The sequence below is a fragment of the Actinoplanes sp. NPDC026670 genome (assembly GCF_040638175.1).
Taxonomy (GTDB): domain Bacteria; phylum Actinomycetota; class Actinomycetes; order Mycobacteriales; family Micromonosporaceae; genus Actinoplanes.
Genome location: NZ_JBEZXU010000008.1, coordinates 51,065 through 73,684 on the forward strand (window position 1 = coordinate 51,065; position 22,620 = coordinate 73,684).

The window sequence follows — 22,620 nt, forward strand, 5'->3', positions numbered from 1 at the left end:
CATACGGCAGGAGGCCAGGGGGCGAATTCGGCCCTACCGCCGTCGCCTGGGGGTAGCCTGCACTTTTCCATGCGGAGGGCATGATCGAAAGCAGTCGTTGGACGACTGTTATATGGCAGACTCACCGATGTGGATCACGCCGCCCTCGCCCGGCTCGCCGCGGCGGCCGGAGTCGCGGGCGTCGCCGTTCACCTGGCGCTCGCCGGCGGTCACGCCGGGCACGCTCCCGCGCTCTTCGCCGCTCTCGGGGTGCTCGCGCTGGTCTGTGTGCCGTGCGGTCTCTCGCTGTTGCGCCGGCCCGCCGACCGTGCGGCGTGGATCACCCTGCTGGTCCTGAGCGGGCTCATGATGGTGCTGCACCTGGCCATGGACCCGCGGGGCCCGATGCTGGCGGTGGTCCTGGCGGTGCCGGGGCTTCAGGTTCTGCTTTTTCTCTATTCGGTACGGATCACCGGCGCCCGGACTCAAGCACCTCTTTGAGCCGGGTCAGGTCGGCCTGCACTGCGTCGGCGTCCTGGTCGAAGTCGTCGTCGGTCATCCACGGCAGCCGCCGCAGCGTGAACATGATTTCCGCCCCGTCGCCGTCCGGGATGACCCGCATCGGCGCGTAGACCTCGTCGCCGTCCGGCGGGCGCACCCAGTGGTCCAGCACGCCGAATTCGTTGCGGGGTGTGAAGACCAGCTCGGCGCCGTCGTCGCCGATCAGCCACCTGTCGTCCTCCCGGGTCACCGACGTGGCCAGGCCGGGCGCCCAGGCCGGCAGGTTGGCCGGGTCGCTGGTGAACGTGTACACGTCACCGGCCGGAACGTCGATGCGCTCGCTGAGGTAGCGGGATGCCGAAGTCACTCCGGCATCGTCGCAGAAAATTCCGGCTCTTGACGGCGTACCGATTGATCGACATAGTCCGTATCCATGAATGTGACATCGTTCCGTTCTTGGAAACGGACGGCGGTCGCGGCGACGGCTGCCGCCCTGGTCACGGCGCTGACCGTGGCCCCCGCCCCCGCGAGCGCCTCCCCGGCGGTCGCGAGTTACGCCACGACGATCAACGGTGACAGCGCCGACGTGTACTACCCGGTGACCGGCACCCGGCTGCCGGTCGCGCTCTTCCTCCAGGGCGCCAACGTCGACAAGTCGAACTACTCCACCTACGCGGCGACGCTCGCCTCGTACGGCTTCGTCGTGGCCGTCCCCAACCACACCCGCAGCCTGTTCGGCACCAGCGGCCTCTTCCCCGAGGGCGCGCAGGCCGGCTGGACCGTCGACTGGGCCGAGGCCGAGGACGACAACCCGGCGTCCCCGCTCCACAAGCGGATCGACGAGAACACGCTCGTGCTGTCCGGCCACTCGTTCGGGGCCGCGACCGCGCTCAGCCTGAGCACCGGGCTCTGCATCATCCCGTTCTGCTCGATCGCGAACACCGCGCCGGGCGAGCTGGAGGCGGTCGTCACCTACGGCGGCAACTACATCCTCTCCGGCACCTCGATCGCCCTGCCGGTGCTCAACACCGTGCCGGTCGGCTACATCCAGGGCCTCGCCGACGGCGTCGCGACCCCGGACGAGGGCCTCTCCACCTACAACCTGACCACCGGCACGCCGAAGGCGTTCATCTCGGTCACCGGCACCAACCACTACGGCGTCACCAACGGGCAGAACCCGGCCGGCGCGGCGCCGGACACCTCGGCGCAGACCCTCGACCAGGCGGTCGGCGTCGAGACGATCGCCCGCTGGTCGGCGCAGTGGCTGCTCGCCCAGACCGGGAGCAGCGCGGCCAGGAAGTACGTCTACACCACCGGCGACGCGGCCGACCCCAACGTCACGGTCACCTACGTCAAGTAGAACCCGTGCGGCAGAACCCGCGGGTGTCAGGTGCGGCCACGCCGGCCGCGCCTGACGCCCCGGGCCGGCGGCACCGCCGCCACCAGATGCTCCGGCCAGGTCACCTTGACCGAGCCCTGCGCCTCGAAGTCGGTGACCAGCCCGGACAGCGCCGTCGCGGCCCCGGCGACCACCTCGTCCGGCCACGGCATCTCGCCGGCCTGCAACGAGCCCCACGCCTTACGGACAAGCACCGGCGCCTGCTCCGGGATGCCCGTCTCCACCGCGTGGTGCACCATCCCGGCGAGCAGCTCGGCCAGCCCCAGACTCTGCTTGCAACCGTCCAGGATCAGTTTGCTGCGGGCCGCCGCGTCATGGCGCGGACGGCCGCTCACCACCCGCATGTTGCTGAAGACCGCACCCGCCGCGATCGAGCCGAACACCCCGCCGGACATCTCCAGCGCCCGCTCGGTGACGAAGTGCGCCAGATCGTGCGGCACCCGGTACTTCCGGTCGTAGCCGGGTAACTGGAGCACCACACCGTCGCCGCGATGCAGCGTGGCGACCGTGGAACCGGTGTTGCTGTGCGCGAAGACGACCAGCATGCCGACATCTTCGCACCGTGTTCACCCACGCGTCATCGTCCGCCGGGGGTGATCGACACGGCCATCAGGTGGGCGCTCACCGGGACCACGTCCGGCTCCGAGCTGTAGAGCCGGGCCAGCGCCAGCGCGCCGTCCAGCACCGCCCGCTCGTTCGGGGTGCCCGCCGCGGCCTCCGCCGCCGGCCACGCCGGACCCTCGATGCCGTGCACCGTCACGTCGGCCAGCCCGGCCTCCCGGCACTCGCCGGCCAGTTCGGACACCCGATGGAAGTACGCGTGCGTGAACCCCAGCCCTGGATGGTTGCGCCCGTCGGCGAGGATCTGCCCGGCCTCCGCGTAGAGCCGCTCCGACGTGAACCGGCCGGTCGCGGCGAAGTCCAGCGGCCCCGCGAACCGGGAGATCGCCGCGGCCAGCACCACCCCGCCCGGCCGGGTCACCCGCACCGCCTCACGCAGCGCCCGCACCCGGTCCGCCCGGTCCAGCAGGTGGTAGAGCGGCCCGAACAGCAGCGTCGCGTCATAGGCGTGATCCGGCTCCGGCAGCGACCGGGCGTCCCCGACCACCGCGTCCACCGGCGGCTGCCCGGCCCGCGCCTGCTCCACATGCGCCGGCACCACGTCGACCAGCCGCACCCGGTAGCCGGCCGTGAGCAGCGGGCGGGCGTACGCCCCCGGGCCACCGCCGACGTCCAGGATCGATGCCGGCGCGGCTGGCAGATGACCCGCCAGCAGCTCCCCGGTCCGGATCCGCTCCAGCTGGAACGACGGCCTCCGATCCAGGCGCCCGGCCTCGTCGTACCCGGTGTAGAACTCGACGATCTCGCTCGTGGTGCGATCCATCGTGGAATCGTGGCCCGGCCGGCGCCGGCCGGGCCACCGCATTTCTCAGCCCGGAACCGTGTCACCCTCGCCGGTGCGCCGCTGCGCCTCGTCCACACCCCGGTCGATGTGCTCCGAGTACTTGTTGCCGGTCCGCTCGTCGATCTGGTCGCCCACCTTCTCCAGCGCCTGATCCACCTTCTCGTCGTGCTGGTCGGCGAAACTCTTGGCCCTGCTCAGGAAGTCACTCATGACCAGCGGTTTCCCCGCCCCCGTCCCGGGCAAACAGCCGTCCATGCGATCGCGTGTCACGCTGGGGGAGTACGTCAGGCACCCGACCCGGCGGGAGACGGCAGATGACCGACGCGAGTTCCACCCGGCCGCACAGCGAGACCTTCGAACACGCCGGGGCCACCGTCGAGCTCGTCGACGCCGGCACCCTGCTCGCCGCCGCCCGGGTCAACCCGGTCGACCTGCTGCAGCGGGCCACCTGGCCGGAACCGGTGCACCGGGTGGACCTGACCGTCGACGGCACCGGCGGCAGCGAGCACGTCTTCACCGCCCGCATCGAGACCCGGACCTCACCGGAGGCCACCCAGCAGCGGATGCGCGGCATCGTCCTGGACATCGACCCGCTCGGCCGTCTCCTCGCCCGCCGCATCGCCGCCGGGGACCAGGTGGTGACACGTCTCGTCGACGGAGTGGGAATGGCCGCGGCTGTCGCGTACCGAACCCTGGGTCTGGAGAAGCCGGTCGACCGCGAACCCGGACTGCTCGCCGACGCCGCCGCCGGCATCGAAGCGACGGTGACCTACCGCGACGGTGTCGCCCGCCTCGAATCGCGGATCCCGCGCGACGCCGTCGGCGTCGCCCACCTGCGGGCCTTCGTCACCCTCACCCTCCAGGCCGTCGCCGACCTCGCCGGGCCCGAATCGCTGAGCGGCCGCCGCTACGTGATCGGCCGCCAGGCCGGCGCCCCCGCCACCACCCAGTCGGTCACCCTCGATCACGTCGGCGGCCTCGCCGACGTCGTCGCCGAACTGCGCCAGATAGCCGTCTCCTTCCGGCATCCCGAGGCGATGGCACGGTGGGGGGCCCGTCGCCCGCAGGGCCTGCTGATGTACGGGCCACCCGGCACCGGCAAGACCATGCTGTCCCGTGCGCTGGCCAACGAGATCGGCGCCGACTTCCGCGAGATCCGCACCCCGGAGATCCTCGACAAGTACCTGGGCGGCTCGGAACGCAACATCAAGCAGATCTTCCGGGACGCCCGCCGGTACCGGACGCCCACCTTGATGCTGTTCGACGAGTTCGACTCGATCGTCAGCTACGCCGGGATGGGCGGGGACGCCGCCAGCCAGGCCCTGAACGCGGTCGCCGGCATCTTCAAGCAGGAGATGAACGACCTGATCGAGGAGAACCCGAACGTCATCGTGGTCGCCACCACCAACTTCCCGCACCGGGTCGACGAGTCGCTGATCAGGTCCGGCCGCTTCGACGTCAAGATCAGCGTCCCGAAACCGGACGAGACGTCCCGCGCGGAGATCTTCCGCAAGATGATCCGCGGGTTGATCAGCGCCCACGAGACACCCGGGTTCCGGATGTTCGCCGACGACCTCGACCTGGCCGCGCTGGGGGTGGCCAGCACCGGCATGACCGGCGCCGACATCAAGGAGGTGCTGCGCCGGGTCCAGCTGACCAAGGCGATGCAGGACGCCCGGGGCGCGGGCGTCACCCCGATCTCCCAGTCCGACCTGCTCACCGCGATCCGGGCCCTCCGCCCCTGAACCCGCGTGCCGACCTGTGGTGCGTGGGCACGCGGTCAGCGACGGGTCTCTAGGGTGGACGGATGGCGATCATCGACTTTCCGGGGCCGCCCGCCCCGAACGGGTACAGCCACACCGTCGTCGTCGCGCCGGGCAGCCGGCTCGTGTACATCTCCGGGCAGGTGCCGATCGACGCGGACGGCAAGGTGCCCGAGGGCTGGGCCGGCCAGACCCGCCTGACGTTCCGCAACGTGGAGGCGGCGCTCGCCGCGGGCGGGGCCGGCTGGGGCGACGTGATCAAGCTGACCTATTTCGTGACCGGAATCGATGAGCTGCCGGCGATCCGGTCGATCCGCGACGAGTTCGTCGACACGGCCCGTCCGCCGGCCAGTTCGCTGGTGCGGGTGGCCGGGCTGTTCCGGCCGGACCTGCTGATCGAGATCGAGGCCGTCGCCGCGGTGCCGGCATGACGGGTGAGGTCCGGTTCACCAAGTGGGGCGGGCTCCGGCACTGGGAATGCGACCTGGAGCCGCTCGGCGAGGACGAACACGGACTGTGGCTCGGCGGGCGGGCCGGGATCAGCATGCGCCGCGGCGACGGTGAGACGTTTCCGCAGCTCCACGACTTCGTGATGCTGGTTCCGGCATCCGGCTGCTGGATCGCCTCGATCAACGCGCCGTCGTCGGCGTCGTCGATCGCGGTCTACATCGACATCACCGACCGGCCACGGGTGATCGACGGTGTGGTACGCGCCGTCGACCTGGACCTGGACGTGATCAGGCAGTGGGACGGCTCGGTGGCGGTGCTCGACGAGGACGAGTTCGCCGAGCACCAGATCCGGTACGGCTACCCGCCGGAGGTGATCGCCTCCGCCCGGGCCACATGCGACGACCTGTACACCCGCATGTCGGCGGCCGTCCAGCCGTTCGAGGCCGCCGCCCGCCACCGCCTGGACACCTTCCTCAGCCGGCCGCCGCTCCCGTGAGCCGCGGTCGGGGCCGGGGCCGGCCGGCGCGGTCACGGCCAGGACCGCGAGCCGTCGCTGACCATCGGAATACGAGCGCCATTACCTGGCTGGGCGACGGCTGGCCGTGCCGGAGTGAGTCGCGGCCCGGCCCGCCCGTTGATCTTGTGGAGTTCGGCGGGACTCGAGTTTCGCCATTCGGGGATCGGTCGCGTCGGTTGCGCCGGCCTTGTGGACGCCGCCGCCCACGGCGACAGCGCACCGGGTGTCCGTCGGGATGGACGGCGGGAAGGAGCAGCGGCGAACGTTGCCCTCCGCGACAAGGGGGCTGTTCGTTGCGGTCGCCGGCGCCCGGCCCGGCATGGTCGCCACCCTCCAGCGCGACGGCCAGCGCACACAATGCGGCAACGTGCGACTTCATCCTCGCCGGAGCGATGGCAGGCGCACACGGACGGCACAACGTGTGCGCCCGTCCCCGTCGGAGCGAAGCAGGCGCACACGATCGGCGAACGTGTGCGCTGACCATCGCTGCGCCCAGGCGAACGTGTGCGCTGACCATCGCTGCGGCCCGGCGAACATGCGCGCCGGCCATCGCTGCGGCCGATGGACCCGCTTTCGGCGGCCCGCTTTCGGCATCGCCTCTGGACGGCCGCCCAAGGTCATCAGACTTCACGGTGATCTTGCGGAGTTCGCTGAGGATGGCGCTGACCAGGACGAATGCAAGATTCACTTCAGCGTCGACCCTGACCTGCAATGTCGGTGCGCAAAGTGGCGAACTCGAGGGCGGGAGGTGTGCCCGAAGTCAACAAGATCGCGGGAGGGGTGGCCGGGACCGGCGGATCAGCCCGGCGGTCGCGGTTCGGCCGGGAGTGTCGCCTGGCTTGCGTGGCCGCCACGGGAGGTGTGGTCCGGCGAAGGGCGGCCGGCGGCGTACCAGATGAAGGGTCAGGCTCGGCGGTCCAGGAAGTCGTAGACGTCGCGGTTGTCGACTCCCGGGAAGGTGCCCGGCGGCAGGGCGGCCAGCAGGTGCGAGTGGACCCGGGCGCTCGGCCAGGCGTTGCCCGCCCACCGGTCGACCAGGGCGACCGGCGGCCGCCGGCAGCAGTCCGGGTCGGGGCAGGTCGACACGGTGCGCCCGGGCACGTCGCCGCCCCGGAACCAGCGGGCGTGCTCGTAGGGCGTGCCGACGGTGACCGAGAACTCGCCGGAGCGGGTCGACTCGACGTGCACGGTGCACCAGTACGTCCCGGCGCCGGTGTCGGTGAACTGGTAGAACGACGAGTAGGGGTCCTCAGCCTCGAAGACGGTGCGGGACGCCCACTTGCGGCAGACGGGCTGGCCCTCGATCGCCCCGGTCACGTCGGACGGGAAACGCACGTTGTCGTTCTCATACGCCTTGTAGACGATGCCGGTCTCGTGGACCCGCGCGAAGTGCACCGGAATCCCGAAGTGGTGGGTCGCCAGGTTGGTGAACCGGTGGGCGGCCGTCTCGTAGGACACCCCGAACGCGTCGCGGAAGTCGTCGATGGCGAGTGCCCGGTCGGCTTTGGCCTCGGCGAGGAAGCCGACGGCGAACTTCTCCGGCATGAGCAGTGCCGCCGCGAAGTAGTTGACCTCGACCCGCTGCCGCAGGAAGTCGCCGTAGTCGGACGGGTCGTTGTGCCCGAGGACGAAGTGCCCGAGCGTCTGCAGCACCACCGCACGCGGGTCGTGGCCTTTGCCGCTGGCCACCTGTGGGAGATAAATTCTGCGGTTCTTCAGATCGGTCACCGACCGGGTGGAGGCCGGCAGGTCGTTGACGTAGTGCAGGCTGAACCCGATCTGCGCGGCGATGTCGAGGATGCCTCGTTGTGACAGCGGGCCGGTCGTGTGCCGTACCGATTGAAGAACTCTGGCCGCCGCCGCCTCGATCTCGGCGAAGTAGTTGTCGCGGCGCCGCATGTCGGCGCGCAGCTGCGCGTTGGCGCGCCGCGCCACCTCGGGGGTCGCGGTCTGTTCGGTGAGCACCCGGTTGAGCTCGCGGTGCATGCCGATCAGCGATTCGAGGGCGTCGGCGGGCAGCCGCCGGCCGGCTTTCACCACCGGCAGGCCGAGCGCCTGGTAGGCGGGGTTCTGCTGGAAGTGGGCGAGCTCGATCTCCAGGCCGGCGCGCCGGCTCGGCGCCTCCGGGCGAAGCAGATCCTGCATGGGTACGCCCAGAGCCCCCGCGATCGCCTGGAGCACCGACAGTTTGGGCTCCCGCTTGCCGTTCTCGATGAGCGACAGCTGGGACGGCGCCCGCCCGACCGCGTCGCTGAGCTGGTCGAGGGTCATGCCACGGGTCCGCCGGAGGTGCCGGAGGCGCTGCCCGAGCGTTACGAGGTCCACCGATGGCTCAGCGCTCGCCTGAGAAGAAGGTGAAAGTGAAGCGGTCACGGGTTTGACCCTAACAGAATTTTCGCACTTCTTTCCTCGGAAACAGTCTTCATGGGGGCTGGTGTGATCCGTGAGAGTGAAGTTCTTCCACGAGGAAGAACGCGACAGGGCAGGAAAGGGATTTTTCTGATGACTGAGTTCGAGAACCGGGGCGGTACCGCTGAGGACCTCACCCGGGAGTGGGCCAACAACCCCCGCTGGGCCGGCATCAAGCGTGACTACACCGCGCAGGACGTCGTGAAGCTGCGGGGCACCCTCCAGGAGCGGCACACGCTGGCCGAGCGCGGCGCCGCGAAGCTGTGGGAGCTCCTGCACACCGAGGACTACATCAACGCCCTCGGCTCGCTGACCGGTGGCCAGGCGACCCAGATGGTGCGCGCCGGCCTGAAGGCGATCTACCTGTCCGGCTGGCAGGTCGCGGCGGACGCGAACCTGTCCGGCCACACCTACCCGGACCAGTCGCTCTACCCGGCGAACTCGGTTCCCGCGGTGGTCCGCCGGATCAACAACGCGCTGCTGCGTGCCGACCAGATCGACACCTCGAACGGTAGGTACGAGCGCGACTGGTTCGCCCCGATCGTCGCCGACGCCGAGGCCGGCTTCGGTGGCCCGCTGAACGCGTTCGAGCTGATGAAGGGCATGATCGCGGCCGGCGCCGCCGGTGTGCACTGGGAGGACCAGCTCGCCTCCGAGAAGAAGTGCGGCCACCTGGGTGGCAAGGTGCTCATCCCGACCCAGCAGCACATCCGCACGCTGAACGCGGCCCGCCTCGCGGCCGACGTCGCCGGTGTGCCGACCCTGGTGATCGCCCGCACCGACGCCCTTGCGGCCGACCTGCTGACCACCGACGTCGACCCCCGTGACCAGCCGTTCGTCACCGGCGAGCGGACCTCCGAGGGCTTCTTCCGGGTCACCCCGGGCGACGACGCCGCCATCGCCCGCGGCATCGCCTACGCCGACTACGCGGACATGCTGTGGGTGGAGACCGGCAAGCCGGACCTCGACTTCGCCCGCAAGTTCGCCGAGGCCGTGCACGCCAAGCACCCGGGCAAGCTGCTGTCGTACAACTGCTCGCCGTCGTTCAACTGGAAGAAGAACCTGGACGACGACACGATCGCGCGCTTCCAGAAGGAGCTCGGCGCGATGGGCTACAAGTTCCAGTTCGTGACGCTGGCCGGCTTCCACGCCCTCAACCACTCGATGTTCGAGCTGGCGCGCGGTTACGCCCAGACCGGCATGAGCGCGTACGTGAAGCTCCAGGAGGCCGAGTTCGCGGCCGAGTCGGACGGCTACACCGCGACCAAGCACCAGGCCGAGGTCGGCACTGGCTACTTCGACGCCGTCTCCACCGCTCTCAACCCGGACAGCTCCACCACGGCGCTGTCCGGTTCCACCGAGGCCGAGCAGTTCTGATCAGCGACAGCGACAGGTAGGTAGAGACAATGGGCGCCGAAGAGATCACCATCACCGGTACGACCGCAGGCCGTTACTCCGAGATCCTGACCGCTGAGGCTGTCGAGTTCATCGTGGCGCTTGACCGCGAGTTCGGCGCCCGCCGGGTCCAGCTGCTGGAGCGCCGCCGGCGCCGCCGGGCCACCCGGACCACCGACCTGGACTTCCTCACCTCCACGCAGCACATCCGGGACGACCTGTCCTGGCAGGTCGCCCCGGCCGCTGCGGACCTCACCGACCGGCGGGTCGAGATCACCGGCCCGCCGGAACGCAAGATGACCATCAACGCCCTCAACTCGGGCGCGAAGGTCTGGATGGCCGACTTCGAGGACGCCACGTCGCCCACCTGGGACAACGTCATCCTCGGCCAGCTCAACCTGCGCGACGCGCTGGACGGCACGCTGGACTTCACCGCGCCCGACGGCAAGCGATACGAGATCGGCGCGAACCTCCCGACGATCATGGTGCGGCCGCGCGGCTGGCACCTGCCGGAGTGCCACCTGCGGATCGGCGGCCGGGCCGTGTCGGCGTCGCTGTTCGACTTCGGCATGTACCTGTTCCACAGCGGGCAGCGGCAGATCGACCGGGGCAGCGGCCCCTACTTCTACCTGCCGAAGATGGAGTCGCACCTGGAGGCCCGCCTCTGGAACGACGTCTTCGTCTTCGCCCAGGCCTACCTCGGCATCCCGCGCGGCACGATCCGGGCCACCGTCCTGATCGAGACGATCAACGCCGCGTTCGAGATGGAGGAGATCCTGTACGAGCTGCGCGAGCACTCGGCCGGCCTGAACGCGGGCCGCTGGGACTACCTGTTCAGCATGATCAAGAACCGTCCGGACGTGGTCCTGCCCGAGCGCTCGCAGGTCACGATGACCGCGCCGTTCATGCGGGCCTACACCGAGCTGCTGGTCAAGACGTGCCACAAGCGCGGCGCCCACGCGATCGGCGGGATGGCCGCGGTCGTGCCCAGCCGTGACCCGGTCGCCGCGAAGCGGGCCCTCAACCAGGTCCGCCAGGACAAGCGGCGTGAGGTCGGCGATGGGTTCGACGGCTCCTGGGTGGCCCACCCGGGCCTGGTCGAGACCTGCCGTGAGGTGTTCGACCAGTGGCTCGGCGACGAACCGCACCAGATCGTCCGCAAGCGCGACGACGTGCGGGTCACCGCGGCCGACCTGCTGGACGTCAAGTCCAGCTCGGTCACCGTCAGCGAGGTCGCGCTGCGCAACAACGTCAGCGTGGCGCTGCGCTACATCGCCGCCTGGCTGGGCGGCCGGGGCGCGGTGGCGCTCGGCGGTCTGATGGAGGACGCCGCGACCGCCGAGATCTGCCGGGCCCAGCTCTGGCAGTGGATCTCCTCGGGCACCCCGACCGACTACGGCGTGCCGGTCTCGGCCGGCCTGGTCGCCCGGATGCTGCGCGAGGAGCTGGACGTGCTCAGCGAGACCGGCGCGCTGGACGAGGAGGCCGCCCGCTGCTTCGGCCAGGCGCGGACCCTGCTCACCGTCCTGCTGTCGGAACGGACCTGCCCGGAGTTCCTCACCCTGCCGGCCTACCTACGGCACCTGTCCGGTGGGGTGGCGGCTCCGGTCACCGCTCAGGCTCCTGTCGCGGCCTGATCGGATGAGGGCGGGGCGGCGTGGTCTCGGTCCACGCCGCCCCGCTCGCCGCGTTGCTATTCGCGGCCCTGCCACGTGCACAGGCAGACCTTGTTGCCCTCCGGGTCGGCCAGCACCCAGAACCGCGGCGCGTCGGCCTCGCTGACCAGCGTCCCACCGGCGGCCAGCGCCGCCTCGATCCGTGGCCGCACCTCGGCCGGCGCGACCCACAGGTCCGGGTGCCAGCGTTGCCGCGGCTCCTCGTCGCCGGAGCGCTGAAACCAGATCAACGGCACCTTCTGGTACGGGTCGAGCAGGTCACCCTCGCCGTCGCGCGGATAGCCCAGCACCGCCTCCCAGAACCCCAGCTGCTCCGGGAAGCCCGGACTGTCCAGCGCCAGCTCCAGAACGGTCAGCCCGTCCGCGCCCGCGGCCACTCCCGCGGCCGCCGCCAGCTCACTGATCGTGGCCGCCAGCCGCAGGTCCCGCCCGGTCACCCGGCCCACGTCGTGGCTGTACAGCCGGACGTCCACCCAGCCGTAGCGCAGATCCAGGTCGGGGTGGTGGTCGACCGCCTCGGCGGCGCCACCGATCGCGTTCACCAGCGCCAGCCCGGTCGCGAAGTCACCGGTCCGCAGCCGGGTCCGCAGAGCGTTGCGCAGGTAGACCCACCCATCAGGCGTGCCGTCGGTGATCTCCTGACCGGTCAGCTTCGTCATGCCACCATGCTCGCACCGCTTCGATGTCAGGCGGGCGACGGCGGTCGGATGCTCGTGGGCGGGGGCGGCGCCGGCCGGGGTCGGGGAGGCGCGGGAGCGGGGACGTCGAGGCGATCGGTGAGCCAGGCACGGAGGTGTTCGGCCTCCGGGCGCGCGAGCCGGACGCACAGCGCGACCATGCCGATGACTCCGGCCAGGACGATCGGGATCGCGACCAGGAATTCCGCCGCCTGTCCGACGGGGTGGCCGACGTACAGCGATCGGGCCACGTAGCCCAGGGCCGCGAACCAGGCAAGGAACAGGAAGGCGACCAGAGCGGTGATGGTTATCCGCCGCGACGGCCGCCAGCCGAAGTGGCCCTCGAGGCGGCTGCCGGAGCCCTCCCGGACGAACCGGGCGAACAGGTGGGTGCGCAGATCGTTCGTGACGTGCGGGCGGGCGGCGCAGATCCGGATGCCGTCCCGGTCGGCGCGACCGATGATCATGAAGTCCACGTCGGCCCACAGATGCTGCCGGAGCCGGTACTGGTTGGGGGCGTCGATGCCGGTGGCGAGGTGGTGGAGAGCCGTGTGGGGCGGCCAGTTGCAGCGGATCGAGACGCGTTCGGTGCGCCAGGCCGTGATCAGACGTCGCACCCCGTCGATTGTCCGGCATCACGGCAAACCCGAGCGGCTCCGGCCGCCGCTGACCGGCCCGGTGAGCGCCGCCCGGTCCCGGGTGAAGGCCCGCGCCGTGAGCAGCGGCACCGCGGCGCCCAGCAGCAGACCGGCGATGACGTCGCTGGTCCAGTGCACCCCCAGATAGACCCGGCTGAGCGCGGTCAGCACCGGGATCAGCCACAGCGCCCACCAGCGCGGGACGAGTAGCACGGCGATCGTCACGGCCAGCGCGCTGTTCAGCGCGTGCCCGGACGGGAACGCGTAACCGACCGCCGCCGCCACCGGGTCCAGGAAGTCCGGGCGGGCCCGGCCGAACAGCAGTTTCAGCAGGCCGCCGAGGACACCACCGGCGATCATCGTGACCGCCACCCACGTCGCGGTCCGGCGGGCGCCGCGCCGCGCCAGCCAGATCACCAGGATGAACGCGGCCACCCGGAACACGTTCGGCTGGAACAGATTCGTCAGCCAGGTCATCACCGTGGTCAGCGCGGGCGCCCCGTGCGCGACCTCGTGCAGCCGGTCGGCGACCGCCCGGTCGAAGGCGCGCAGCGGCGCCCAGCCGGCGCTCACCAACGCCGCGAGCACGGCGGCCGGCACCAGCAACAGGACCGTCAGACCCGCTCGGGCGATCGGTGGCTCGGAGTGCATAGCGGACCATTACCCCACATCAACCTGCGAAGCACCTGTCAGAACAGCTCCAGCCCGGTGCCGCCGCCGGACTTGTCGGTCAGCCGGGTCCGGTCGGTGGAGAAGTCGTTGATCTGGCCGATCGCGTTCTGCACCTGATCGACCAGGCCACTGATGTTGGCCTGCTGGTCGTCGGCTACCGCCCGAACCTGTCCGATCGCCGCCCGTACACTCTCGATCGTGTCGGTCATCGTCGCTACCGCCCCCGAGACGTCAGTGGCGGTGGTGGTCAGCGTGTTCAGCGTCGCGGTGATCCGTTCGGTCGACTCGGCCGTGTCGTCGGCCAGCTTGCGCACCTCGTCGGCGACCACCGCGAAACCGAGCCCGGCATGACCCGCGCGGGCCGCCTCGATAGTCGCGTTCAGGGCCAGCATCCGGGTCTGCCCGGCGATCGACGCGATCATCGCCACCATCTCCCGGGTGGCCGGCAGGCTCACCGTCAGCGCCTCGGCCGCCTGGTCGGCACGGTCCGCGTGATCGGCCATCTGCTCGGTCGCGGCGTGCGCCTCGGCCGCCCCGGTGTTGATGTCCTGCACCGACGCCTTCACTGCGTCCACCCCGCGGACCGCGTCGCCGAGCTGGTAGGCGACACCCCCGATGATCTGCTCCGACTCGGCCTCCACCCGGCGCAGCATCTCCTCCCGCTGGGCCTCCCGCTCCCGCAGCTTCTCCTCCTGCTCCCGGGCCTCCCGGGCACGCATCTCGGCCAGCTCGGCGGTGTGCCGGTCGATCGCCTCCAGCATGTCGTTGATCGCGCCGGCCACCACGTTGATGTCGGCGTCGTCGGACGGCGGCACCCGCAGCGCCAGGTCCCGCGAGTCCATCACCTTCTCGGTGGTCCGGCGCAGCGGCTTCACGTGATGACGGACCGCCCGGCGCATCGCCATGCTGATCGCGGCGCCGGCGATCGCCACCGCCACCAGCACCACCAGCGCCAGCTGGGCCAGCGTCACCTGCGCCTGCCGGTGGATCGGCCGATCGCTGAGCCCTTCGAAGGTGATCGGCACCCCGTCGGCGCCGGTCAGCGTGCACGCCACCGCGATGTCGTCGCCGGCCGACGCGGTGGTGACCGCGATCGTGCCGAACTCGCTGTCCAGCTCCCGCAGCACCTCGGCGCCCGCCCGCGGGGCCGGCCGCAACGTGATCTCGTCGTCGGTCTGCCCGGTCAGCGACGCCATCCCGGCCTCGTCCAACTCCCGGAACACCAGCAGGAAGCCGTTCGAGTCGCCGGTGCCCTCGTCGCGGTAGACCGGGAACGAGCAGAACTCGGTCGGCGTCCCGGTCACGCTCGTCAGGCCGCAGAGATGGGCGCCGGCCGGGCCGTCCCGCAGATAGCCGGTCAGCGTCGCCGGGTCGTTCAGGGGAGCCGGCATCGCCTGATACGCCGAGCCGGTGATCCGGCCACCGGCCCGGATCCCGCCGCGCGGGTCGACGACCATCGCGCCGGTGAAGCCGTACTGGCCGGTCAGCACCTCCGGCGGCAGATCGACCTCGAACTGCCTGGTGTCCCGGTTCGCCAGATCGTCGTAGAGGGCGGTCCAGATCGAGTTGGTCACCCCGAAGTCCCGCAGCCGCTGCGCGTGCGCGCTGATCGCGACCCGCAGCTCCTCCGCCTCCCGCCCGACCTGGCTGCGCTCCACCCGGTCGAAGGCCGACACCGTCACCAGATAGACCGGCACCCCCAGGATGACCAGCATCACCGCGACCAGGCCGAGGACCGGAAGCAGCTCACCACGGTGCAAGGCCGCGGCCGGCCGGAATCGCCCCACACAGGTATGTTCGCCGACCAAGCCGACCCGCTGAGGCCGGTTCGCTCAACCCGCCGCGGTTACGGACGATTGCGGAGGGTGTGCTGATGCGGGTCCCGGTGTGGGCGGGGTGGCTGGTCACGGCGATCATCGCCGCGCTGTGCTTCCCCCTCGTCCCCGACGACACCCTGCCCGCCAAGATCTACGTCAACACCGTGGGGCTCTCCTCGGTGGCCGCCATGGTCGTCGGCATCGTGCGGAACCGGCCGGAACACTGGCGGGCCTGGGCGCTGTTCGCCGCCGGGGTGCTGACGTTCGTCTCCGGGGACATCACCTACGACGTCACCGAGCTGCGCCTCGGCGAGTACCCGTACCCGTACTGGGCGGATCTGCTCTACCTGTCGGCGTACCCGCTGCTCTGGCTGTCGCTGTCGAGGCTCGGCAACCCGCGCGGCGACCGGGAACGCGGCGCGCTCATCGACGCCGCGATCATCTCCACCGGGATCGGCCTGATCTTCTGGGTGTCCGTCGTCGGCCCCACCCTCGCCGACACCGGGGCGCCGGTGCTGGAACGGCTCGTCACCATCGGCTACCCGCTCGCCGACGTGCTGCTCACCACGGCGGTCGCCCGGATGCTCACCCGCGTCGGCAACCGCACCCCCAGCATGCGGCTGATGACCGCCGGGGCCGTCATGATGCTGAGCTGCGACCTCATCTACACCACGATGTCGAGCACGTCCGAGTACACCGGCGGATTCGTCGACTCCGGGTTCCTGACGGCGTACGCCTGCTGGGGCGCCGCCGCCCTGCACCCGAGCATGCGCCGCCGCCCGGAGACCACCCTCGACGTGCACCGGATCGGGCGTACCCGGCTCGGCATGCTCACCGCGTTCACCCTGATCGCCCCCGGCCTGCTCTTCCTCCAGGGGGCCGCCGACCCGGCCGGGATCGCCTGGGCGTCCATCGGCACCGGCGCGGTCGTGCTCTGCCTGCTCGTGGTGATGCGCATGTGGGGGCTGGTGCAGCAGGTCAAGGTGCAGGCGTCCCGGCTCGGTGACCTGGCCATGCACGACCCGCTGACCGGGCTGGCCAACCGGCGCGCGTTCGAGGAGCAACTCGGCGCCGCCGACCGCCCGACCGTCCTGCTGCTGGACCTCAACGGGTTCAAGGCGGTCAACGACAGGTTCGGCCACGCGGTCGGCGATGAACTGCTCGCCGCCGTCGCCCAGCGGCTCGTCTCCGAGCTGCCGGCCGGCGCGATCGCGGCCCGGATGGGTGGCGACGAGTTCGCCGTGCTGATGCCGGCCGCCGCCGACGCGGGCGACGACCTGGCTGTCCGGCTCCGCGCGGCGATCCACCAGCCGATCCACGCCGGCGGCCAGGACCTGCTGGTCGGCGCCAGCATCGGCATCGCCGGCGACTGCCCCGACCCGGTCGAGGTGCTGCGCCGCGCCGACGTGGCCATGTACGCCGCCAAGGCCGAGAACGGACGCCACCGCCACTACACGGCCGACCTCGACACCAGCACCGACGAGGAGGCCCGCCTCGGCGCCGAGCTCCGGACCGCCCTCGACCGCGGCGAATTCCACCTCGTCTACCAGCCGATCGTCGAACTCCCGACCGGTGCCTGCGTCGCCGTGGAGAGCCTGGTCCGCTGGTGGCGGCCCGATCACGGCTACGTCAGCCCGGACGTGTTCATCCCGGTCGCCGAGCGCACCGGCCTCATCGTCGAGCTCGGCGAGTGGATCCTGCGTACCGCCTGTCTCCAGTTCGCCGACTGGTGGCGGCAGGGCGTGGCCCCGTACCGCTTCGGCGTCAACGTCTCCGCCCGCCAGCTGGCCGAACCCGGCTTCGTCTCGCTCGTCGCCGCCATCCTCGCCGAAACCGGCGTCCACCCGGCCCGCCTCGTCGTCGAGGTCACCGAGACCGCCGTCTTCGGCGGCGGCGCCGCGGTCCGTGCCGTCCACGAACTCGCCGACCTCGGCGTCGAGATCGCCCTCGACGACTTCGGCACCGGCCACTCGTCGCTCGGCCTGCTGCAGACCCTGCCGGTCCGCATCCTCAAGGTCGACAAGTCGTTCGTCGAGAACGTCACCATGGCCGGCCGCCACGCGGTGATCGCCACCTCCCTCATCCAGGTGGCCAACGGGCTCGGCCTGGTCGCCGTCGCCGAGGGCGTCGAAACCGCCGAACAGGCCGCCGAGCTGTACCGGCTCGGCTACCGGCGGGCACAGGGCTACCACTTCGGGCGGCCGGCGATGGCCCAGATCAGCCAGGCGGCGACGGCTTAGATCCTTATTCGGTACGGGTTCGGCCTGCCCTCGCCGACCGGGACCGTCCCCAGGCTACGACGCGACGCAGGCGGCCCGTCCCGGCCGCCCCAGCACCGCCGGGCCGAATCCGCCCCTCACCACCCCACCCGCCCCGAGTTGACAATTCCCGCCGGGTACCGAGCCGCTCAAGACCCCCAGGCTCAGAGTCCGGCCGCGGCCCTCTTCCATGACCCGGTACCGCTGAGTCGCTCCGGCCGAGCCTCCAGCGGCGCGGTATGCCTGTTTTCGGGCATCGGGCGGCGCGGTATGGATGCTTCCGGGATTAGTTGATCGGCGAGCGGCACGATACGGCTGCTTTCAGAGCGTTTTAGGGTCCCTCCCGCGCTGCTGGGGTTGCTCATGGGGCGTTTTGGGGTTCGTCGCGCGCCACTGGGGCTGCTCATGGGGCGTTTTAGGGTCCCTCCCGCGCTGCTGGGGTTGCCCATGGGGCGTTTTGGGATTCGCCTCGCGCCGCTGGGGCTGCGGGTGTGCTGATGTTGATCTCTCGGCTGCTCATGGACAGCCTCTTCCGGCCGTCGGCACTCGTCGATGGTTGGACCTTCGGCCGCAAATCTGCACACGAGGCCACTGGGTGATGGTGCGGTCTCCACAAGGAGATCGAACCCCGCGGCTTTCACCACTTCATGGCTTGGAGTTCCGCCGCAGACGAAGCCGAAGCGCCCTGCGCGGGTACGGCCGGAACCTGGGCCACAATGCGTTGCCGGGCGATCATCCGACGGTGGAGGCAGGCATGCCACGGGCGGCGGGTCAGAAGATCAACTCATCGACCCAGTCCGTCGAAACGGGTCAAGCCCAGCGTCGATCAGCGCACACGATCACCGATTGCGTGCGCTGGCCCTCGCCCCGGCAAGGACCAGCGCACACGTTGTGCCGATCGTGAGCGCTCATCCACGCCGGGACGACGACGTGAGCACTCACAACGCCAACGTGTGCGCCCGCCACCGTTACGCCACACCGAATCAGCCAGCCCCGCACGGGCTCAGCGATTCGAGGTAGCGCCGACCGAGGATCGGCGACGTGCCGGCAACCCGGACGCGGACATCGAAGGTCACCAGCCGCGCCCCATCCGCCGGCACGTGGCACGTCGTGGCCCCGCTCCAGTTGTGGTGCGGGTCGAGGCGTGGGTGGCCGCGTTGGCTGATGGTGGGGTTTGGGTGGTGGTGTGTGGTGCGGGTCGAGCCGTGGGTGGCCGCGCTGCCTGATCGTGGGGTTGCGTGGTGATCTGCGGCTTCCTGGGCGGCGGGTGGTTCGCGTCAGGTCAGCAGGGGAGTGGCCTGGCCGGCCAGCAGACCGGCCCAGATCTGGTAGGCGGGCGGCGCCGGATGGAAGCCGTCGGACGCGAACAGTCCGGGCTGGTCCATCGGGATGTCGCCGACCGGCAGATGATGGGTGCCCGGGAGTTCGGCGGCGACCGCGGCCAGTCGACGGTCGAGACGGCGGGCATGCGAGCCGAACAGCCACCGGGCCGGCGCGGGCAGGACCGGAAACCGGTGCACCGGCGGCAGCCCCGACAGAAGCACGGGAACCAGCACCGAAAGCCCAGCCGGGCCCCCTTCCTCTGATTCGGTCCCGCCGCCGGCCCTGACTCCGCCGCCGCCGCCGCCGCCGACTCCGACTCCGGGCCCGGCGGTGGCCGCGGCGGTTGCGGTAGCGGGCGAATTGTCCAATTCTCGGTGCGTGGGCGTGGGCGTGGGCGTGGGCGTGGGCGTGGGCTCGGGGTCGTGCTCAGGTGTGGGCGAGGGGGTGAGCGTGGGCGAGGGCGAGGGGGTGAGCGTAGGCGTGGGCGTGGGCGTAGGCGTAGGCGTAGGCGTAGGCGTGGGGGTGAGCGTGGGCGAGGGCGTAGGCGTGGGGGTGGGCTCGGGGTCGTGCTCAGGTGTGGGCGAGGGGGTGAGCTCGGGCGTGGGCGAGCGGGTGAGCTCGGGCGCGGGGGTGGGCTCGGGTGAGGGGGTGGGCTCGGGTGTGGGTGCGGGTGGGGTGGCGAGTGTGGCGCGCAAGGTGGTGACCAGGTGGGTGATGTCGCGCTGGAAGGCGGCCGACCGGCGCAACCGGGTGGTGTCGTTGACGCCGACGGCCACGACCACCAGGTCGGGGCGCCAGCCGGTGGCCGGGTCGGTGAGGCGGGGCAGCAGTGCGGTGACGGTTCGGGCGGTGGCGCCGCCACGGGCCGCTACCCGCCAGGAGACGGTTCGGCCGAGGCCGGCGGCGAGAGCGGTGGCGAGTTGACCGGCCAGCGCGGTGGCGTGGTCGGGCGCCCCGAATCCGGCGGCTGACGAGTCGCCGAGCACGGCCAGGCGCAGAACCGGGCCGGGGCCGGGGGATTCGCCGTGCAGGGGTCCACCGGCCGGTTGTGCCTTCGCCATGATCCACCTTCATAACAGCTGTTATTGCATAACGCCCGTTATCGTAGGCGCGTGGTGAAACAGGGTCGAGACCCCCGGGCCGAACTCGTCGAGGCGGGCGCCCGGGTGCTGGCCGAGCAGGGGCCGGGAGCGTTGTCCGCGCGTTCGCTGGCGCGTGCCGCCGGTACGTCGACGATGGCGGTGTACACGCACTTCGGCGGCATGCCGGCGGTGGTCCGCGCGATCATCCATGAGGGTTTCGCCCGGCTGGCCGCCGAACTCGCCGAGGTGCCGGAGACCACCGACCCGGTCGCCGACTGCGCGGCACTCGCGTTCGCCTATCGCCGGGCCGCCCACCGGGCCCCGCATCTGTACCGGGTGATGTTCGGCGCGACAGGTTTCGAGCTGACCTCCGAGGACCGGGCGATCGGCGCCTACACCCTGAAGGTCGCCCATGACGTGATGATCCGCTGCATCGCGGACGGACGTTTCCGCCCGGCCGAGCCCTGGGTCCTGACCCGCCAGTCCTGGTGCCTGGCGCACGGCCTGGTGAGCCTGGAGCTGGCCGGCTTCCACCCCGACCCGGCCACCGCCGACACCGATTACCGCACCCACCTGATCAATTTCGCCGTCGGCGCCGGCGACGCCCTGCCCCGGGCCGAGTCGTCGATCACCGCCGAGGGACGGCAGGGGATCAGAGGTCGCGGGACGGTAGGGGATCAGAGGTCGAGCAGCTCGACGGTCACCGCGGTGACGTCGCCCTCGGTCAGTGCCTCGGCGGCCCGGATGGCGCGTTTCACCGGCAGCACGTAGGCGTTGCGCCCGCTGTCCGGGAACACCGACGTCGTCCATGAGCTGCCGCCCACCGTCGCGCGGACCCGCAACGACCCGAACCCCCGCCGCAGCCCGCCGGCCCGCGCCCGGATCTCCTCGGACGCGTCGACCGGCAGGCTCACGAACGTCCAGGTCTCGTCGCGCCGCGCATCCCAGACCCACAGCTCGCTCTCGAACTCCACCTTCACGCCCGCAGCATGCCACCCGGGTCTGACAGAACTACCCGGTGGCGGCCAGGAACTCCGAGTAGAACAGGCCCAGGCCGATCGCCACGCAGACACCGGCGATGGTCCAGAACCGGACCACGATGTTGACCTCGCTCCACCCGGCCAGCTCGAAGTGGTGGTGCAGCGGCACCATCCGGAAGACCCGCCGGCCGGTGGTCTTGAACGAGACGATCTGGATCACCCAGGTGATCGTGATGATGAAGAAGAGCCCGCCGATCAGGATCGACAGCAGTGTGGTGCGGGTCGCCACGGCGAGCCCGCCGATCAGGGCCCCGAGCCCGAGCGCGCCGACGTCGCCCATGAAGATCCGGGCCGGGGACGTGTTCCACCACAGGAAGCCCAGGCAGGCGCCGGCCGCCGCGGCCGCGATCATGGCGATCTCGAGCGGGTCGCGGACCTGGTAGCAGTATTCGTTGGCGCGGGCGTACGTCTCGTCGGCGCACCAGTGCCGGTACTGCCAGTACCCGATCAGCGCGTACGCGCCGAGGACCAGCGTGGACGCGCCGGTGGCCAGGCCGTCGAGGCCGTCGGTGAGGTTCACGCCGTTGGACATCGCGGTGATCACGAAGACGAACACGATCACCGAGCCGACCTTGCCGACGTTCAGCCAGCTGATGTCCCTGATGAACGAGATGTTCTCGCTGACCACGGTCTGGCCGTTGGTGCTGGCCACGTAGAGGGCGGCGATGCCGAACCCGGTGCCGACGATCGCCTGGCCGAGCAGTTTGCCCTTGGCGGACAGGCCGTCGGAGTTGCGCTTGCGGACCTTGAGCAGGTCGTCGACGAAGCCGACCGCGCCGCAGAAGACGAACAGGCCGAGCAGGACGAGCGCCGTCATCGTCGGCTTCTCCTGCGCGATCTGCCGCTCGGGCAGGGTGGTCAGGGCCAGGTGCCCGGCGACGTAGGCGAGCAGCGTGGCCACGATGAACACGACACCACCCATCGGGGGAGTGCCTTTCTTGCCCTCGTTCGAGGCGAGCCCGAGGGAACGGATCGGCTGCCCGGCCTTGAGTGCGCTGAAGACCCGGATCGCCACCGGCGTGAGGAACAGGGAGACGAGGAACGCGACCGCCGCCGCGACGATGACCGCCCTCACGGCGTCCCCACTGACAGGTCGGCGTCAAAGATCATGGGGCCTGATCCTGCCATCTCCCCGGTGCGGGGCGATCAGGCGGTGGGCGCGCCGGCGACGGAGAACTCGGGGCGATCAGGCGGTGGGCGCGCCGCCGAAGGAGATCTCGTTGCCGTCCGGGTCGGTGTAGGTGGTCTTGCGGACGCCGTTCTCGTAGGTCTCCTCACGGGAGGGGGTGAGCCCGCGTGCCGCCGCCCCGGCGACCCGATCGGCGAAGTCCTCGACGAACAGGGTGATCATGCCGTGCCCGGCGTGCGCGGGCCGCTGTTCGACGTACACGTACCGGTGTTCGGCGACCTCCCAGACCGACTCGACGTCGTTGGGGGAGAACGCCGGCCCGGTGCCGAGCACCTTCGAGTACCAGGCGACGGCGGCCGGCAGGTCCCGGACGGAGATTCCGGCGAAAAGGTCAACGGACATTCTCCGAATGCTATCCGGCGGTGACCCTAAAAAATCCTTAACACTGTTTACTGTAAGGAGTCTTTAATTTACGTTGGTGAACACGCAA

General features: G+C 70.8%; 22 protein-coding genes. 9 read left to right on the forward strand and 13 right to left on the reverse strand.

Features of this window, described 5'->3' with window-relative positions:
• Positions 1-129: 129 nt before the first annotated feature.
• Positions 130-480, forward strand: a complete 351-nt coding sequence (locus AB0E94_RS10275; protein ID WP_360324689.1) for a hypothetical protein — start codon at positions 130-132, stop codon at positions 478-480.
• Here the strand turns inward: AB0E94_RS10275 and AB0E94_RS10280 are convergent.
• Positions 449-847 (reverse strand): SRPBCC family protein, encoded by a 399-nt coding sequence (locus AB0E94_RS10280; protein WP_360324692.1) that lies wholly within the window; start codon positions 845-847, stop codon positions 449-451. The genes AB0E94_RS10275 and AB0E94_RS10280 overlap by 32 nt on opposite strands.
• Positions 848-913: 66 nt before the next feature.
• Here AB0E94_RS10280 and AB0E94_RS10285 point away from each other — a divergent pair, with 66 nt between their 5' ends.
• Entirely contained in the window at positions 914-1,840 is a 927-nt protein-coding gene (locus AB0E94_RS10285) for a hypothetical protein (RefSeq protein WP_360324694.1), read from the forward strand.
• A 26-nt stretch (positions 1,841-1,866) separates the two neighbouring features.
• On the opposite strand, the gene AB0E94_RS10290 is transcribed toward AB0E94_RS10285, so the two are convergent.
• Genes AB0E94_RS10290 through AB0E94_RS10300 form a run of 3 tightly spaced genes read right to left on the reverse strand, consistent with a single transcriptional unit; the run spans position 1,867 to position 3,494 of the window.
• On the reverse strand, positions 1,867-2,424 hold the full coding sequence (locus AB0E94_RS10290; protein WP_360324697.1) for a hypothetical protein: 558 nt from the start codon (positions 2,422-2,424) through the stop codon (positions 1,867-1,869).
• 32 nt (positions 2,425-2,456) lie between these two features.
• Complete coding sequence (locus AB0E94_RS10295; protein WP_360324700.1) at positions 2,457-3,263, reverse strand: methyltransferase domain-containing protein; 807 nt, start codon at positions 3,261-3,263, stop codon at positions 2,457-2,459.
• A gap of 45 nt (positions 3,264-3,308) precedes the next feature.
• Positions 3,309-3,494: an antitoxin gene (locus AB0E94_RS10300; protein WP_360324702.1), complete on the reverse strand. Its 186-nt coding sequence runs from the start codon at positions 3,492-3,494 to the stop codon at positions 3,309-3,311.
• A 104-nt stretch (positions 3,495-3,598) separates the two neighbouring features.
• Here AB0E94_RS10300 and AB0E94_RS10305 point away from each other — a divergent pair, with 104 nt between their 5' ends.
• The 3 genes from AB0E94_RS10305 (at position 3,599) to AB0E94_RS10315 (ending at position 5,993) form a co-directional block, all read left to right on the forward strand.
• On the forward strand, positions 3,599-5,029 hold the full coding sequence (locus AB0E94_RS10305; RefSeq protein ID WP_360324705.1) for an ATP-binding protein: 1,431 nt from the start codon (positions 3,599-3,601) through the stop codon (positions 5,027-5,029).
• Between the two features lie 62 nt (positions 5,030-5,091).
• On the forward strand, positions 5,092-5,478 hold the full coding sequence (locus tag AB0E94_RS10310; RefSeq protein WP_360324708.1) for a RidA family protein: 387 nt from the start codon (positions 5,092-5,094) through the stop codon (positions 5,476-5,478).
• Positions 5,475-5,993 (forward strand): DUF402 domain-containing protein, encoded by a 519-nt coding sequence (locus AB0E94_RS10315; protein ID WP_360324711.1) that lies wholly within the window; start codon positions 5,475-5,477, stop codon positions 5,991-5,993. Before AB0E94_RS10310 ends, AB0E94_RS10315 begins: the two co-directional genes overlap by 4 nt.
• A gap of 924 nt (positions 5,994-6,917) precedes the next feature.
• On the opposite strand, the gene AB0E94_RS10320 is transcribed toward AB0E94_RS10315, so the two are convergent.
• Complete coding sequence (locus AB0E94_RS10320; protein WP_360324714.1) at positions 6,918-8,339, reverse strand: helix-turn-helix domain-containing protein; 1,422 nt, start codon at positions 8,337-8,339, stop codon at positions 6,918-6,920.
• A 177-nt stretch (positions 8,340-8,516) separates the two neighbouring features.
• Here AB0E94_RS10320 and aceA point away from each other — a divergent pair, with 177 nt between their 5' ends.
• Together aceA and aceB are read left to right on the forward strand one after the other, a co-directional pair.
• Entirely contained in the window at positions 8,517-9,800 is a 1,284-nt protein-coding gene (gene aceA, locus AB0E94_RS10325) for an isocitrate lyase (protein WP_360324716.1), read from the forward strand.
• 29 nt (positions 9,801-9,829) lie between these two features.
• Positions 9,830-11,455 (forward strand): malate synthase A, encoded by a 1,626-nt coding sequence (gene aceB, locus AB0E94_RS10330; protein WP_360324719.1) that lies wholly within the window; start codon positions 9,830-9,832, stop codon positions 11,453-11,455.
• Between the two features lie 56 nt (positions 11,456-11,511).
• Here aceB and AB0E94_RS10335 read toward each other — a convergent pair whose 3' ends face one another.
• From AB0E94_RS10335 to AB0E94_RS10350, 4 genes are read right to left on the reverse strand one after another with little or no spacing between them, the layout of a single operon-like run.
• Positions 11,512-12,153 carry a 4a-hydroxytetrahydrobiopterin dehydratase gene (locus tag AB0E94_RS10335; protein ID WP_360324722.1) on the reverse strand — a complete coding sequence of 214 codons (642 nt, stop codon included), beginning with the start codon at positions 12,151-12,153 and terminating at the stop codon, positions 11,512-11,514.
• Between the two features lie 26 nt (positions 12,154-12,179).
• The gene (locus tag AB0E94_RS10340; RefSeq protein WP_360324725.1) at positions 12,180-12,788 is read right to left on the reverse strand and encodes a hypothetical protein; all 609 of its coding nucleotides are present in this window, start codon (positions 12,786-12,788) and stop codon (positions 12,180-12,182) included.
• Positions 12,789-12,806: 18 nt separating this feature from the next.
• Positions 12,807-13,460 (reverse strand): phosphatase PAP2 family protein, encoded by a 654-nt coding sequence (locus AB0E94_RS10345; RefSeq protein ID WP_360324727.1) that lies wholly within the window; start codon positions 13,458-13,460, stop codon positions 12,807-12,809.
• Positions 13,461-13,498: 38 nt separating this feature from the next.
• Positions 13,499-15,268, reverse strand: a complete 1,770-nt coding sequence (locus tag AB0E94_RS10350) for a methyl-accepting chemotaxis protein (RefSeq protein ID WP_360324729.1) — start codon at positions 15,266-15,268, stop codon at positions 13,499-13,501.
• An 86-nt stretch (positions 15,269-15,354) separates the two neighbouring features.
• Here AB0E94_RS10350 and AB0E94_RS10355 point away from each other — a divergent pair, with 86 nt between their 5' ends.
• Complete coding sequence (locus AB0E94_RS10355; protein WP_360324732.1) at positions 15,355-17,538, forward strand: bifunctional diguanylate cyclase/phosphodiesterase; 2,184 nt, start codon at positions 15,355-15,357, stop codon at positions 17,536-17,538.
• A gap of 1,295 nt (positions 17,539-18,833) precedes the next feature.
• Here AB0E94_RS10355 and AB0E94_RS10360 read toward each other — a convergent pair.
• Positions 18,834-19,940: a GDSL-type esterase/lipase family protein gene (locus tag AB0E94_RS10360; protein WP_360324735.1), complete on the reverse strand. Its 1,107-nt coding sequence runs from the start codon at positions 19,938-19,940 to the stop codon at positions 18,834-18,836.
• 51 nt (positions 19,941-19,991) lie between these two features.
• Between AB0E94_RS10360 and AB0E94_RS10365 the strand changes: the two genes are divergently transcribed.
• Entirely contained in the window at positions 19,992-20,732 is a 741-nt protein-coding gene (locus AB0E94_RS10365; protein WP_360324737.1) for a TetR/AcrR family transcriptional regulator, read from the forward strand.
• On the opposite strand, the gene AB0E94_RS10370 is transcribed toward AB0E94_RS10365, so the two are convergent.
• The 3 genes from AB0E94_RS10370 to AB0E94_RS10380 form a co-directional block, all read right to left on the reverse strand.
• Complete coding sequence (locus AB0E94_RS10370) at positions 20,639-20,941, reverse strand: DUF1905 domain-containing protein (RefSeq protein ID WP_360324739.1); 303 nt, start codon at positions 20,939-20,941, stop codon at positions 20,639-20,641. The two genes, AB0E94_RS10365 and AB0E94_RS10370, sit on opposite strands and share 94 nt — an antisense overlap.
• Positions 20,942-20,972: 31 nt before the next feature.
• Positions 20,973-22,076, reverse strand: a complete 1,104-nt coding sequence (mraY, locus tag AB0E94_RS10375) for a phospho-N-acetylmuramoyl-pentapeptide-transferase (RefSeq protein ID WP_360324741.1) — start codon at positions 22,074-22,076, stop codon at positions 20,973-20,975.
• Positions 22,077-22,187: 111 nt separating this feature from the next.
• Positions 22,188-22,532: a VOC family protein gene (locus AB0E94_RS10380; RefSeq protein ID WP_360324744.1), complete on the reverse strand. Its 345-nt coding sequence runs from the start codon at positions 22,530-22,532 to the stop codon at positions 22,188-22,190.
• Between the last annotated feature and the right edge of the window lie 88 nt (positions 22,533-22,620).